Annotated in this window: 10 protein-coding genes and 1 pseudogene; 9 read left to right on the forward strand and 2 right to left on the reverse strand. The window is 69.9% G+C overall.

Going from position 1 to position 14,325, the window contains the following annotated elements; all coding sequences use genetic code 11:
* Nucleotides 1-1,654: pseudogene (locus B3611_RS00005) on the reverse strand (ABC-F family ATP-binding cassette domain-containing protein); the annotation flags it as partial.
* A 1,208-nt stretch (nucleotides 1,655-2,862) separates the two neighbouring features.
* Between B3611_RS00005 and lspA the strand changes: the two are divergent.
* From lspA to ilvA, 6 genes are all read left to right on the forward strand, one after another.
* Complete coding sequence (lspA, locus tag B3611_RS00010; RefSeq protein WP_291313116.1) at nucleotides 2,863-3,315, forward strand: signal peptidase II; 453 nt, start codon at nucleotides 2,863-2,865, stop codon at nucleotides 3,313-3,315.
* Between the two features lie 37 nt (nucleotides 3,316-3,352).
* Complete coding sequence (locus B3611_RS00015) at nucleotides 3,353-4,231, forward strand: RluA family pseudouridine synthase (RefSeq protein WP_414646273.1); 879 nt, start codon at nucleotides 3,353-3,355, stop codon at nucleotides 4,229-4,231.
* The gene (locus B3611_RS00020; protein WP_291313035.1) at nucleotides 4,228-4,782 is read left to right on the forward strand and encodes a hypothetical protein; all 555 of its coding nucleotides are present in this window, start codon (nucleotides 4,228-4,230) and stop codon (nucleotides 4,780-4,782) included. Before B3611_RS00015 ends, B3611_RS00020 begins: the two co-directional genes overlap by 4 nt.
* Nucleotides 4,783-4,869: 87 nt before the next feature.
* Nucleotides 4,870-8,430: a DNA polymerase III subunit alpha gene (gene dnaE, locus B3611_RS00025; protein WP_291313036.1), complete on the forward strand. Its 3,561-nt coding sequence runs from the start codon at nucleotides 4,870-4,872 to the stop codon at nucleotides 8,428-8,430.
* A gap of 106 nt (nucleotides 8,431-8,536) precedes the next feature.
* Entirely contained in the window at nucleotides 8,537-9,745 is a 1,209-nt protein-coding gene (locus tag B3611_RS00030) for a cobalamin-independent methionine synthase II family protein (protein ID WP_291313037.1), read from the forward strand.
* A gap of 50 nt (nucleotides 9,746-9,795) precedes the next feature.
* The gene (ilvA, locus tag B3611_RS00035) at nucleotides 9,796-11,079 is read left to right on the forward strand and encodes a threonine ammonia-lyase IlvA (protein WP_291313038.1); all 1,284 of its coding nucleotides are present in this window, start codon (nucleotides 9,796-9,798) and stop codon (nucleotides 11,077-11,079) included.
* Nucleotides 11,080-11,136: 57 nt separating this feature from the next.
* On the opposite strand, the gene treZ is transcribed toward ilvA, so the two are convergent.
* On the reverse strand, nucleotides 11,137-12,885 hold the full coding sequence (gene treZ, locus B3611_RS00040) for a malto-oligosyltrehalose trehalohydrolase (RefSeq protein ID WP_291313039.1): 1,749 nt from the start codon (nucleotides 12,883-12,885) through the stop codon (nucleotides 11,137-11,139).
* Nucleotides 12,886-12,973: 88 nt separating this feature from the next.
* On the opposite strand from treZ, the gene B3611_RS00045 reads away from it, so the two are divergent.
* Genes B3611_RS00045 through B3611_RS00055 form a run of 3 tightly spaced genes read left to right on the forward strand, consistent with a single transcriptional unit; the run spans nucleotide 12,974 to nucleotide 14,295 of the window.
* Nucleotides 12,974-13,645, forward strand: a complete 672-nt coding sequence (locus tag B3611_RS00045; protein WP_291313040.1) for an IMPACT family protein — start codon at nucleotides 12,974-12,976, stop codon at nucleotides 13,643-13,645.
* A 10-nt stretch (nucleotides 13,646-13,655) separates the two neighbouring features.
* Complete coding sequence (locus B3611_RS00050; RefSeq protein ID WP_291313041.1) at nucleotides 13,656-13,889, forward strand: hypothetical protein; 234 nt, start codon at nucleotides 13,656-13,658, stop codon at nucleotides 13,887-13,889.
* Between the two features lie 16 nt (nucleotides 13,890-13,905).
* Nucleotides 13,906-14,295: an RNA-binding S4 domain-containing protein gene (locus tag B3611_RS00055; RefSeq protein ID WP_291313042.1), complete on the forward strand. Its 390-nt coding sequence runs from the start codon at nucleotides 13,906-13,908 to the stop codon at nucleotides 14,293-14,295.
* Nucleotides 14,296-14,325: the final 30 nt, after the last annotated feature.

Raw genomic sequence — 14,325 nt, forward strand, 5'->3', positions numbered from 1 at the left:
CAGAGTGGACAGCGTGAGGAGCTTGGCGCGGCTGTCTTTCCGCTCGATGCGGCGGCGCCAGTTGCGCCGCACCCACCGGTCGTGGCTGGTGATGATCACCGTGCCGGGGAAGTCCAGCAGGGCCTCCTCGAGCTCCTCCGCGAGGACGAGAGAGAGGTGGTTGGTGGGNNTCGTCGAGAAGCAGCAGGTCCGGGGGCGAGGCGAGGATGATGCCCAGGGAGACGCGACGGCGCTGGCCCAGCGAGAGGTCGCCGAGGGGCTGGTTCGCCTGCTCGGCGGACAACAGGCCCATCTCGACGAGGTCGGGCACGTTGTCGGGCGTGCTTGCAGCGAAGATCTCGGCGGCGGTGAGGGAGAGATCCGACCACTGGTCGTCCTGCTCCAGGCGGGCGACGGTCATTTCCTCGGGCATGAGGAGCTCGCCGCCGAAATCGGTGAGCGCGCCGCTGATGATCTTGAGCAGCGTGGACTTTCCCGAGCCGTTCGGGCCCTCGACCAGCAGCTGCTGGCCGGGTTGCAGCTTGAATGTCAGGGGCGCGAGGCGCTCCGGCACCGCGACGTCCTCGGCGACGACGGCGGGCAGGCCGAGGCTGGTGGCCGTGCTGGGAGGCAGCCCGCGAAAGCGCAGGCGCTGCGGGGGAGCGGGAAGTTCCGTTCGTTCGAGGGCCTCCAGCCTGTTCTCCGCGGAGCGGCGCCGGCTGCCCACGGTCTTGGCCGCCCGGTCGGCGTAGAACTTCGCGGAGGCGCGGGTCTCGCTCTTCGTCTCGTGGGAGTGGAAGACGTCCTCCGCGCCGGTGGCGGCTGCCTTTTCCAGGCGCTCGCGCTCGTGTTCCTGCGCGGCGTAGTCGGTTTCCCACCGCCGGCGGCGGGCCTCGCGCGCTTTCAGGTAGTCGGAGAAGGTGCCGCTGAAGCGGGCGCCCTGGCGGGTTTCCTCGCCGAAGCCCCCCTCGGGGCCGAGGCCGGGGTCGAGGTCGACGAGGCCGTCGCAGGTTGCGTCAAGGAAGTAGCGGTCGTGGCTGGCCACCAGCACCGGGCCGGTGAAGGCGTCCAGCTCCCCGACGAGGAAGTCCACCGCTTCGTCATCGAGGTGGTTCGTGGGCTCGTCGAGCACCATCGCGTCCACCGGGCGCAGAAGGAGGGTGGCCAGCGCGAAACGGCGGCGCTGCCCGCCGGACATCTCGCCCAGCGGCGTGGAGAGGGGGACGTTGGCCAGGCCCAGGCCGGCGAGCACCGTGGAGATGCGGGCGTCGAGCTCCCACACACCCGAGTTCTCGGCGCGGGCCAGCGCGCGGTCGAAGGCGTCCGCGGCGGAGGGGTCCGTCACCATGTCCTCGGAGAGGCGGGTGATGTCGGTTTCGATGCTGCGCAGCTCCGCAACGGCCGCCTCGACGAGGGCGGACGCCGGTTCGGAGAAGGGCAGGGAGGTCTCCTGGGCGATGAATCCGGTCACCGGCGGGGTGATGATGGTGCCCGCGTCCGGCTGAAGGTCCCCCGCGATGAGGGCGAGCAGCGTCGACTTCCCGGCGCCGTTCTCCCCGATGAGGCCGGTCACCGAACCGGAGGGCACGGCGAAGGAGACGTCGGTGAGCACGCGGCGGCCCCCCGGGTAGGAAAAGGAGACTCCGTCAAGCCCGATGTGCAGTGGTGCAACCATGGGAAAAGTCTACTTCCCGTACTCGACGGCGGTGGTGATGTCCTGCACCACCCTGTTGGCGGTCCCCACCGCCCCGGCCGCCTGCGGGCCCGCGTACACGACGCGCGTCGTGGCATCCACGTGGCCGCCCACGGGCAGCGGGTCGCCCAGGTCGACGTCGATGCGCCCCTCCGAGGTGGTCGACGCGTGCTCGACCGTGAGCTTCTGGCCGTTGAGGGCGCCGGCGGCGGAGTTGCCGATGTCCACGCTCTGCTCCGTGGGCCTCTCCTCCACGCTGACGTCGAGGGTCACGCGGTCCCCGTCGATCCGGTCGATGCGGTACGTCGCGGTGCGCACCATCGGGGCGTCACCCGTGACGCGGTTCTCCACCGTCCACGACCCGTCCACGCCCACCGGCTGGGTGGGAAAGACAACATTGGTGGACATCACGGTGAGAAGCGCCGATTCCACGGCACGGCGCCCCTGCTCCGGGGCCTTCTCGGGGGCGAGGAGCTTCACGGTGCCCACCGCGCCGCTCAGGGCGGCCCGCCAGGACATGAGGAAGCCCTCGGCGCCCGAGGCATCCTTCCCCGCGGCCAGGTCCGAGAACTCCGGCGCGCCGGCGCGCAGGGTCACTATGCGGTCGGTATCCGATTCGCCCTTGCCCGGCGCGGGTGCTTTGCCGGCGCTGACGGACAGGGGGAGCGTCGTGGTGCCCACGTCACCGCCCGCGGGCGCGGTTGTGTCCACGGCGTCCGCCGCGGCGACGTTCTGCGCGATGCCGTGAGAGACGGCCACCCTGGTTTCGCGGTCCCTGACCTCCGAGGCGGAAAACGCGAGAACCCGGGCATCGCGGCCGGCGTTGAGGAGTGTGACGCGGGAGCCGTCCACGGGAAAAGCCGGCACGCCCTTGAGGGCATCATCCCCGCCGCGGGAGCACCCGGCCAGGCCGGTGGCCGGGATGAGGGCGGCGAGGGTGAGGGCCGCGGCGGCGCGGCGGGCGGGGCGGCGGNNTCCCGGGGTGGTGAGGGGCGGGGGGGCGGCGCGGCGGGCGGGGGGGCGGGTGCGCGGGGAAATCACATTCTGAACCTACCGCACCAGCCAGGGGGTGCGGCGCGCGGCGGTGGGGCTACAGTAATCAGTCGATGGAAGAGCAGACTTCGCCCACCGGGGCGCACAACGGGACAGAAGGCGCGCGACGGCGGTTCGTTCGGCCGATCGTCGGTGCAATGCTCGCGATCGCGGCGGCGGACCAGGCCGTCAAGCAGCTGGTGCTCTCGACGCTGCAACCCGGGGAGCCCGTCGCGGTTGTCGGCTCCTGGTTCCGCCTGCTTCTTCTGTTCAACCCCGGCGCGGCCTTCTCCATGGGGCAGGGCACGACGTGGCTGTTCACCACGATCCAGCTGGCGTTCGTCGTCGGCGCGCTCGTCGCCGCCCCGCGCATCACCCACCCGTGGGAGGCTGCCGGGCTCGCGCTCATCGCCGGCGGGGCGCTGGGCAACCTCACCGACAGGCTCGTTCGCCCGCCCGGGTTCTGGTTCGGCCACGTGGTGGACTACATCTCCGTGGGGCGCTTCGCGGTGTTCAACCTGGCGGACGCCGCGATCACCGTCGGTGTCGCGGTGTTCATCCTGGCGCTGTTCGCTGGGGGAGACGAGGAAGAGGGCGGCCGTGGACGGTAAGTTTCGCGCCCTTCCCGTCCCGGAGGGTCTCGACGGCATGCGCGTGGACGCGGCCGTCGCGAAGCTCTTCGGCATCTCCCGCGCCGCGGCGGCCGAGATCATCGCCGAGGGCGCCGTGCTTGTCGACGCCACGCCGGTGCTCAAGTCCGACCGCGTGCGCGCCGGTGCCCTCCTCGAGGCGACCCTGCCCGCCCCGAAAACCCCGCCCGCGCCGAAGGCGGAGCACGTCGAGGGGTTGAACATCCTCTACTCCGACGCGGACGTCATTGCCGTCGACAAGCCGGTCGGCGTGGCCGCGCACCCGACGCTGGGGTGGGAGGGGCCCACCGTCGTCGGCGGGTTGCAGGCCATGGGCTTCGAGCTTCCCGACGCCGGGCCGCCCGAACGCAAGGGCATCGTGCAGCGCCTGGACGTGGGCACCTCCGGCGTGATGGTCGTGGCCAATAGCGTCCAGGGTTATTCGGTGCTCAAGCGCGCCTTCCGCGAGCGCACCGTGGACAAGACGTACCACGCCGTGGTCCAGGGGCTGCCCGACCCGATCGTCGGCACCGTCGACGCGCCCATCGGGCGCCACCCCTCATCCGGTTGGAAGTTCGCCGTCACCGCCGACGGGCGCCACTCGGTGACGCACTACGAGGTGCTCGAGGCGTTCCGCGAGGCCTCCCTGCTGGAGGTGCACCTGGAGACGGGGCGCACCCACCAGATCCGCGTGCACATGTCCGCCATCGGCCACCCCTGCGTCGGCGACCCGATGTACGGCTCCGACCCGAACCTCTCCGCACGCGTGGGGCTGATCCGGCAGTGGCTGCACGCCACCCGGCTGGGGTTCATGCACCCGCGCACCAACACGTGGATGGAGGTGGAGTCCCCCTACCCGGAGGACCTCACGCACGCGCTGGAGGTGCTGCGCCGGTGAGGGGGCTCGCCGCACCCGCCGCAGCCGCCTTCGCGGCCCTGGCGGGCCTGGCCGGGCTGGGGGTCCTCGGGGCACACGCGCAGCACGACTCCGTTCCCGCCGGCGACCACCTGGGCATGGAGCACGGGGAGAGCTGGGACGACTACCGAGCAAGGGCGGGGGCGTCGCTCGGCGGGGTGCCGGGTGGAACCCCGGTCTTTGCATTGGTCACCTTTGACCGCCCGGCGGGTTTCGCCGACGCCGCGGCCGTGCTCGACGGCGTCGGGCGCGTCGACGCGGTTGTTTTTCCCGTAATGGCGGCGCGTGCCGTCCCGGAGCCCGTCGCAGGCGAGGGGCGCGCGGGCGTGTTCGCCCGCGAGGCGCGGCAGGCGGGCCGGGCGGCGGGTGCGGCGGGGGCGGATTACACGCCGGACGCGATGAGCGCGGCGGTGGTCCACGACACGGGCGACACCTTGCGCAGCGTGGCGGGCCGTGCCGGGGTGGGTGCCGTCGAGACGCTGCCCGCCGATGCCGTGTGGGGTGCGTTCGGCATCGCGCCGACGGCCCACTAGGTCCGCCCGGCCGGGCATTTCCGCCGGCCCACACCTGTGTGATTCGGGGGTTTCGGGCGGTGCTCGCGCGCGGATATGATGACGCGCATGGCCAAAAACTCCTCTTTCGTCCACCTGCACAACCACACAGAGTTCTCGATGCTCGACGGAATGGCCAAGGTGGACCTGCTCGCCGAGGAGGTTGTCCGCCAGGGCATGCCCGCGGTGGGAATGACGGACCACGGCAACATGTTCGGCTCGAACGCCTTTTACCGTCGGATGGTCGATGCCGGGGTCAAGCCCATCATCGGCATCGAGGCGTACATGGCGCCGGAGTCGCGCTTCAACAAGAAGCGCGTGCTGTGGGGCACGCCCGACCAGAAGTCCGACGACGTCTCCGCCTCGGGTGCATACCTGCACCAGACCATGCTGGCGGAGAACGCCACGGGCCTGCGCAACCTCTTCAGGCTTTCCTCCCTGGCCTCCTACGAGGGCCAGCTGGGCAAGTGGCCGCGCATGGACGCGGAGCTCATCGCCGAGCACGCCGACGGCATCATCGCCACCACCGGCTGCCCCTCGGGTGACGTGCAGACGCGCCTGCGCCTGGGCCAGTACGACGCCGCACTCGAGGCCGCGGCGATGTGGCAGGACATCTACGGCCGCGACAACTACTTCCTCGAGCTGATGGACCACGGCCTGCACATCGAGCGCCGGGTGCGCGACGATCTGCTGCGCATCGGCCAGGCCCTGGACCTGCCGCCGCTGGTGACCAACGACTGCCACTACGTCCTCGAGTCCCAGGCGCCCGCGCACGAGGCGATGCTGTGCGTGCAGACCGGCAAGACGCTGCTCGACCCGGACCGCTTCAAGTTCGACGGCACCGGTTACTACATCAAGTCGGCGCAGCAGATGCGCGAGCTGTGGGACTCCGTCGTGCCCGAGGGCTGCGACAACACCCTGTGGATCGCCGAGCGCGTCGGTGACTACGGTGAGCTGTGGGAGGAGCACCCGCACGACCGCATGCCCATCGCGGACGTGCCCGAGGGGGAGACCCCGACGTCGTGGCTGCGCAAGGAGGTCCACCGGGGCCTGAAGGAGCGTTTCGACGGCGGCGAGGTGCCCGCCGAGTACACCGAGCGCGCCGACTACGAGATCGACGTCATCGCCATGAAGGGCTACCCGTCCTACTTCCTCATCGTTGCCGAGCTGATCAAGCACGCCCGTGAGGTGGGCATCCGGGTCGGGCCGGGCCGTGGCTCGGCGGCGGGGTCCCTCGTGGCGTACGCGCTGACCATCACCAACATCGACCCGATGGAGCACGGCCTGCTCTTCGAGAGGTTCCTCAACCCCGAGCGGCCCTCCGCACCCGATATCGACATCGACTTCGACGACCGCCGCCGCGGTGAGATGATCACCTACGCCGCCGAGCGTTGGGGCGAGGACAAGATCGCCCAGGTGATCACCTTCGGCACCGTGAAGACGAAGCAGGCCATCAAGGACGCCGCCAAGGTCAACTTCGGCCAGCCCGGCTTCCAGATGGCCGACCGGATCAACGGCGCGCTGCCGCCGGCGATCATGGCGAAGGACATTCCCCTGTCCGGCATCACCAACCCGGAGCACGAGCGCTACCCAGAGGCCGCGGAGGTGCGCTCGCTCATCGAGACGGACCCCGACGTGGCCAAGATCTACGAGACCGCCCGCGGCCTCGAGGGCGTCGTGCGCCAGGCGGGCGTACACGCCTGCGCGGTGATCATGGCGTCCGTACCGCTGATGAACCACATCCCGATGTGGAAGCGCCCCGCCGACGGGGCGATCATCACCGGCTGGGACTACCCGGCGTGCGAGGCCATCGGCCTGCTGAAGATGGACTTCCTCGGCCTGCGCAACCTCACCGTGCTCGGCGATGCCCTCGAGAACGTGAAGAAGAACCGCGGGGAGAGCATCGACCTCGAGACCTTGGACATTGACGACGCCGCCGTCTACGACCTGCTCTCCCGCGGCGACACCCTCGGCGTGTTCCAGCTCGACTCCGGCGGCATGCAGGAGCTGCTCAAGCGCATGCGCCCGACCGGCTTCAGCGACATCGTCGCCTCCCTGGCCCTCTACCGGCCGGGGCCGATGGGCGTGAACGCCCACTGGGACTACGCGGACCGCAAGAACGGGCGCAAGCCCATCACCCCGATCCACCCGGAGCTGGAGGAGCCGCTGCGGGAGATCCTCGACGAGACCTACGGCCTCATCGTCTACCAGGAGCAGATCATGAGGATCTCGCAGAAGGTGGCGAACTACACGGCCGGCGAGGCGGACGGCTTCCGCAAGGCCATGGGCAAGAAGAAGCCGGAGGTGCTGGCCAAGGAGTACACCAAGTTCTCCGCGGGCATGGCGGAGAACGGCTACTCCAAGGCCGCGGTCGACGCGCTGTGGGGAACCATCGAGCCCTTCGCCTCCTACGCGTTCAACAAGTCCCACGCCGCGGGTTACGCGCTGGTGTCCTACTGGACGGCCTACATGAAGGCGAACTACACCGCCGAGTACATGGCGGCGCTCCTGACCTCGGTGGGCGACAAGAAGGACAAGTCCGCGATCTACCTCTCGGACTGCCGGCACCTGGGCATCAGCGTCCTCCAGCCCGACATCAACGAGTCGGAGGAGAACTTCATGGCAGTCGGTGAGGACATCCGCTACGGGCTGGCCGCCGTGCGCAACGTCGGCCTGGAGGTGGTCGAGTCCATCAAGGAAACCCGCCGGACAAAGGGGCAGTTCTCCAGCTTCTCCGACTACCTGGACAAGATCGACCTCCTGCCGTGCAACAAGCGCATCACGGAATCGCTGGTGAAGGCGGGTGCCTTCGACTCGCTGGGCCACCCGCGCAAGGGGCTGATGCTCATCCAGGAAGACGCCGTCGATTCGGTCCTGACCACGAAGAAGGCCGCGGACAAGGGGCAGTTCGACCTCTTTGCGGGCCTCGGCGGCGACGCCGGGGACAGCCCCTCGGCCTTCGCCATCGACATCCCGGAGGACGAGTGGGACCGCAAGCACAAGCTCGCGCTCGAGCGCGAGATGCTGGGGCTCTACGTCTCCGGCCACCCCCTCGACGGCTACGAGGAGGCCCTGGACGCGCAAACGGACACCCGGCTCACGGACATCCTCTCCGGGGAGATGCGCAACGGGGCGGAGGTGACCATCGGCGGGCTGATCTCGAGCGTCGACAGGCGGTTCTCCAAGAAGGACGGCTCGCCCTGGGCCATCGTCACGGTGGAGGACCATCACGGCGCCCAGGTGGACGTTCTGCTGTTCAACAAGGTCTACGCGCTGGTCGCGCCGCAGATCGTGGAGGACAACATCATCCTGGTCAAGGCCCACGTGTCCATCCGCGACGACCGGATGAGCCTGTTCGGTGACGACGTGAAGGTGCCCGAGCTCGGCCCCGGCAACGGCGCCGGCCTGCCCCTGCGGCTGACCATGCGCACGGAGCAGTGCACGCTGGAGAACATCCGCCGGTTGAAGAGCGTCCTCACCGCCAACCCGGGTGACTCGGACGTCTACCTCAACCTCGTCCACGGCGACCAGGCGCAGCTCATGGTGCTGGGCGACCACCTGCGCGTGGAGCGCTCCGCCAGCCTCATGGGTGACCTCAAGGCGAACATGGGGGCGGGGATCCTGGCCTGAGGCGGCGGGCGGTGAATATAAACCGCCCGTTTCCTGGCCCGCCCCGAGGGGCCCCGTTAGGCTCGGCGACACCCTGAAACTATCGCCGAACAGAAACGAGGGTCCCATGGCTCAGAACAGAATCCGCACGACCCACGTCGGCTCGCTGCCGAGGACGCCCGAGCTTCTCGACGCCAACCTGCGCCGCGCCTCCGGGGAGATCGGCGGGGAGGAGTTCGAGGCGATCCTCCGGGACGCCGTCGACGACGTGGTGGCCCGCCAGGTGGAGCTGGGCATCGACATCGTCAACGACGGCGAGTACGGCCACATCACATCCGGAGCGGTCGATTACGGCGCGTGGTGGAACTACTCGTTTTCGCGTCTCGGCGGGCTGACAATGACCGACGAGGACCGCTGGGCGAGCCGGGAGGAGGTGCGCTCCACCCCGGGCAACATCAGGCTGACCAGCATGAGGGACCGCCGGGACCGCCACCTGTTCTCCGAGGCCTACGAGGACCCGCACTCCGGCATCTTCGCGGGCAGGGCCAAGGTGGGAAACCCCAAGTTCACCGGTCCCGTCACCTACACGGGAGGCGACGAGGTGGCGCGCGATACCGCCCTCCTGCGTCGCGCGGTGAACGGCGCGGGCGCGGGTGACGCCTTCGTCGCGGCGCTGTCACCGGGGTCGGCGGCGCGGCTGAGGAACGAGTACTACGCCACGGACGGGGAGCTGGTGCAGGCCTGTGCGGGCGCCATGGCGCAGGAGTACCGGGCCATCACCGACGCCGGCTTCACCGTGCAGCTCGATGCCCCGGATCTCGCCGAGTCGTGGGACCAAATCAACCCGGAGCCGACCCTGGAGGACTACCGGGCCTGGTTGCGGGTGCGCGTCGACGCCATCAACTCCGCCCTCGCCGGCCTCCCGCGGGAGCGCACCCGCCTGCACATCTGCTGGGGTTCCTGGCACGGCCCGCACGTCACGGACGTGGCCTTCGCAGACATCGCCGAGGAGATCCTGCGCGCCGAGGTGGGCGGATTCTCCTTCGAGGCGGCATCCCCGCGCCACGCCCACGAGTGGCGCGTCTGGCGCGACCATCGCCTGCCCGAGGGCAGCGTCATTTACCCGGGGGTGATCTCCCACAGCACCAACGCGGTGGAGCACCCCCGGCTGGTGGCCGACCGGATCACCCAGTTCGCGGAGGTCGTCGGGCCCGAGAACGTCATCGCCTCCTCCGACTGCGGTCTGGGCGGGCGCCTCAACCACCAGATCGCGTGGGCGAAGCTGGGTTCGCTCGTGGAGGGTGCGCGCATCGCGTCGGCGGAGCTTTTCGGGTAGTCGGCCGGTACCGGTCCGGGGGGCGGGGGCAGGGGATAGACTGGTGCACCATGAGTTCACCCACCACGACCCAGGCAGTGCACGCGGCGGACATCCAGGCGGCCCAGGCGAAGATTTCCTCCGTCATTGAGCCCATCCCGCTGCAGTACTGCCCGCGTCTGTCGCAGCAGTACGGGGTTGAGGTGTACCTCAAGCGCGAGGACCTGCAGGACGTGCGCTCCTACAAGATCCGCGGCGCCTACTACGGCATCGCCTCCCTCTCCCCGGAGGAGAAGGCCGCGGGTGTCGTGGCCGCCTCCGCCGGCAACCACGCGCAGGGGGTGGCCTATGCGTGCCGCGCCATGGGAATCCGGGGCAGGATCTTCGTGCCCAAACCCACCCCGAAGCAGAAGCGCGACCGGATCCGCGTCCACGGCGGGGACAGCATCGAGCTCGTCGTCACGGGAAACACCTTCGACGAGGCCGCCGAGGCCGCGCGCGCCGACGCCGCCGAGCGCGGGGCAACCATCATCGAGCCTTTCGACGCCCGCACCACTGTCATCGGCCAGGGAACCGTCGCGGCTGAGATCCTCACACAGCTAACGGGCTTGGGCCGGGAGCTGGACACCCTCATCGTCCCCGTCGGCGGCGGCGGCCTCGCGGCCGGGATGGTCTCCTACCTCGCGGACATGTCGCCGCTGACCTCGGTGGTCGGCGTGGAGCCCGCCGGCGCCGCGTCGATGGCTGCGGCACTGCAGAACGGCGGGCCCGTGACCCTCGAATCGATCGATCCCTTCGTCGACGGAGCGGCGGTCAAACGCGCGGGCCAATTCCCCTACGACATCATCTCCGCCAACCTCGGTCGCATCAGCCTGCTGGTCAGTGAGGAGGGCGAGGTCTGCACCGAGATGCTCGCCCTCTACCAGAACGAGGGCATCATCGCCGAGCCCGCCGGCGCGCTGTCGGTGGCGGGCCTGCACGGTGCGGAGCTCGAGCCGGGCAGCACCGTCGTGTGCGTCGTCTCCGGCGGCAACAACGACGTGCTGCGCTACGCGGAGGTCATGGAGCGCTCGCTGGTGCACCGCGGCCTGAAGCACTACTTCCTGGTCAACTTCCCGCAGGAGCCGGGTCAGCTGCGGGTGTTCCTGACGAGCATCCTCGGCGAGGACGACGACATCGTCCTGTTCGAGTACCTGAAGAAGAACAACCGCGAAACCGGCGTGGCCCTTGTCGGCCTGGAGCTCAGCCGGGCGGAGGATCTCGGCCCGCTGCTGGAGCGCATGGACGCCTCGCCCATCGAGTGCCGCCGGCTCATGCCGGGCACCGACGAATACGAGTTCATCGTCTCCGGTTAGGCCCCCGCCGGGACGGTCCCGCGGGCGCGCTTCCGGCGGCGGGGGCGGGGGCGTCGATTAGTGGCGCGCGCCGGGCTCGATGACCGCGAACTCCCAGGGCCCGAGGGTGGTTTCCGCCTCGCCCACCTCGGGGTCGCTGAAGGAGTAGACCAGCGTGCCGCCTACCGGCACCGTGGCCGGGGAGTCGCTGAAATTGGCGGCGAGCAGGATGTGGTCGTATCCCATGGTCAGCCACGTCTTCCCGTGCTCCACGGTGAGCTCGCGCAGGTCGTCGCGGGCAAGCTCGTACTGCTCGCGCATGCCGATCAGCGCCTGGTAGGTCTCGAAGAGCTCGTCCTGGTCCGCATCGAACTGCCAGTCCAGGCGGGCGCTCTCGAAGGTTTCCGGGTCGGCCGGGTCGGGCACATCCTCCGGCTTCCAGCCGAGGCGGCAGAACTCCGCGAAGCGGCCCTCGCGCGTCAGGCGGTTCAGGTCGTCGTTGGTGTGGGAGATGAAGAAGGGAAACGGCGTCTTCGCCGCGAACTCCTCGCCCATGAACAGCATCGGCGTGAACGGGGAGAAGAGCACCACCGCCGCCTTGAGCGCCAGCTGGGCCGGCGTGAGGTTCTGCGAAGGGCGGTCGCCCGAGGCGCGGTTGCCCGTCTGGTCGTGCGTCGTGGTGTAGGTGATCAGCCGCCACGGGGCGACCTTGTCCAGGTCGAGGGGCCGGCCGTGGGTGTGGCGGCGGTACTCCGAGTAATCGCCGCGGAAGCGGTAACCGTTGGCCAGGCAGTCGGCGAGGATCTCGATGGTGCCGTAGTCGACGTAGTACGCCTGGCGCTCCCCGGTGACCAGCGTGTGGATGGCGTGGTGGACGTCGTCGAGCCATTGCGCAGACAGGCCGTAGCCGCCGACGGTCTCGTCGTTGATGATGCGGGGGTCGTTCTGGTCGGTCTCACCGATGATGATTCGCGGGATGCCGGTCGCGGCGGCGACGTCGTCGGAGACGGCGCGGATCTCCTCCATGATGGAGTAGGCGAGGCGGTCGTCGTAGGCGTGCACCGCGTCGAGGCGCAGGCCGTCCGCGTGGAACTCGCCCAACCACTGGCGCACGGCATCGAGGATGTAGGAGCGCACCTCGTCCGAGCTTGGCCCGGAGAGGTTGATCACGTCGCCCCAGTCGGTGCGCCCGGCGGTGAGGTACGGGCCGAACTGGCCGTTGTAGTTGCCGTCCGGGCCGAAGTGGTTGTACACCACGTCGAGGATGACCCCCAGCCCGGCGTTGTGGGCGGCGTTGATGAGCTCCTTGAGCCCCTGCGGCCCGCCGTAGGACTGCTGGACGGCGAACCAGTCCACCCCGTCGTAGCCCCAGTTGCGCGTGCCGCCGAAGGGCTGGACCGGCATGAGCTCGATCGCGGTGACACCAAGCTCGGCCAGGTAGTCGAGCTTGTCGATCACCCCGGTGAAGGTTCCCTCGGGGCTGAAGGTGCCCACGTGGAGCTCGTAGATGACCTGCCCGCGCAGCTGGCGGCCGTGCCACTCGCGGTCGGTCCAGTTGAACCGCGTGTCCACGACCTCGGACGGGCCGTGCACCCCGTCCGGCTGCGCGCGCGTGCGCGGGTCCGGCAGCGGCTTGGACCACTCGGTGCCGTTGAAAAGGGAGAAGGTGTATCGCTGCCCTGCTCTCGGCGCGACATCGGCGGGCGCCGCCACCCACCACCCGGTGCGGGCGTCGTCGCGGTGCATGGGGAAGGACTGGCCGTCCACGGTGATGCGCATGTCGTGCGCGAAAGGGGCCCAGATATCAAATTGCGCCGGTGTAGCCATAAAGCACACCTTATGGACGCACCCGCCCGGGTACCAATCGCGGGAGGTGAGGGGGCTCACCCGGGCCCCAGGTAGCATCGGTTCCACCATGGCCGAACACCCCATCAGCTACGAGCTCCCCCGCGCGGGCGCGACCGTCGAGCGGGAACACGTGGTGAAGCGCTCGCGGTTCATCGCCCGCGTGGGCCGCGCGCAGACGGAGGAGACGGCCCGGGCCTTCATCGCCGCCGCCCGCGCCGACTTCCCCGACGCGCGGCACCACTGCTCGGCCTACATCTTGCGGGTCGACGGCGCCCAGCCCGTCGAGCGCTCCTCCGACGACGGGGAGCCCTCCGGGACAGCCGGGAAACCCATGCTCGACGTCCTCCGGGGCTCCGGGCTTCTCGACGTCGCCGCCGTGGTCACCCGCTACTTCGGGGGAACCAAGCTCGGCACCGGCGGGCTGGTCAGCGCGTATTCCACTTCAGTGTCCCACGCTCTCGCCGACGTGCCCCGCGCCACCCGCCGCATGCGCGAGACCGCCACCGCCGACCTGCCGCACGCCGACGCCGGGCGCATCGAGGCCGAGCTGCGCGCGGCGGGGGTAACGGTCCTTGCCGTCGAGTACGGTCCCGCGGCCCGCTACACGCTCGCCTTCGAGCCGGGGGATCGCCCGCTTGTCGACGCCCTCCTCGCCGCCTCCACCCACGGCAGCGCCGCCCTGGCCCCCGAACCCGCCACCGGGGCGGGCCGCACCTGGGTGGAGGAAGAAACGGGCTAAAATCACCCACATGACTCTCCAGCCCCGCCCGAACAACCCGATTGAACAGCGCAAGCAGGCTGTGCGCACCTACTCCCGCAACGCCGCAGTGTGGGTCGGGGGAGGCGTTGTCGGCGGCGCGGCCCTTTCGCTCCTCTTCGGCTCGTGGTTCTTCCTCACCCTCGGCCTCGTCGCCGCCGTCGCCGGTGGGTGGATCAACTACAGCAAGGTGCAGAAGATCATCAACCACCGCGACCAGTACTAGGCGGCGGGAGGCACGCATGATCAACGGGGTGCCCGACAACGGCGGAACGGTCCGCGTCGACGTGTGGCTGTGGGCCGTCCGCGTGTTCAAGACCCGCTCCCAAGCCGCCGAGGCGGTGCGCGCGGGGCATGTGAAGCTCAACGACCAGACCGTCAAACCCGCTGCCCAGGTCGTGCCCGGCGACCACGTGCGCGTGTGGAAGGACCACCGCTACCTCGAGTACGAGATCACGGGGACGACGAAGAAACGCGTCGGAGCACCCGTGGCGCGAACGCTCTACATCGACATGTCCCCGCCGCCGCCCCCGCGCGACATCTTCGCCTCCCTGCCCGTGCGCGACCGTGGCGCGGGGCGACCGACGAAGAAGGATCGCCGCGCCATCGACCGTCTGCGGGGAGCGGAGTAGGCGGGCGCTGAACCGGGCAGCCCGCCGGGG

It is taken from the genome of Corynebacterium sp. UBA2622, assembly GCF_002339505.1.
Lineage (GTDB): Bacteria > Actinomycetota > Actinomycetes > Mycobacteriales > Mycobacteriaceae > Corynebacterium.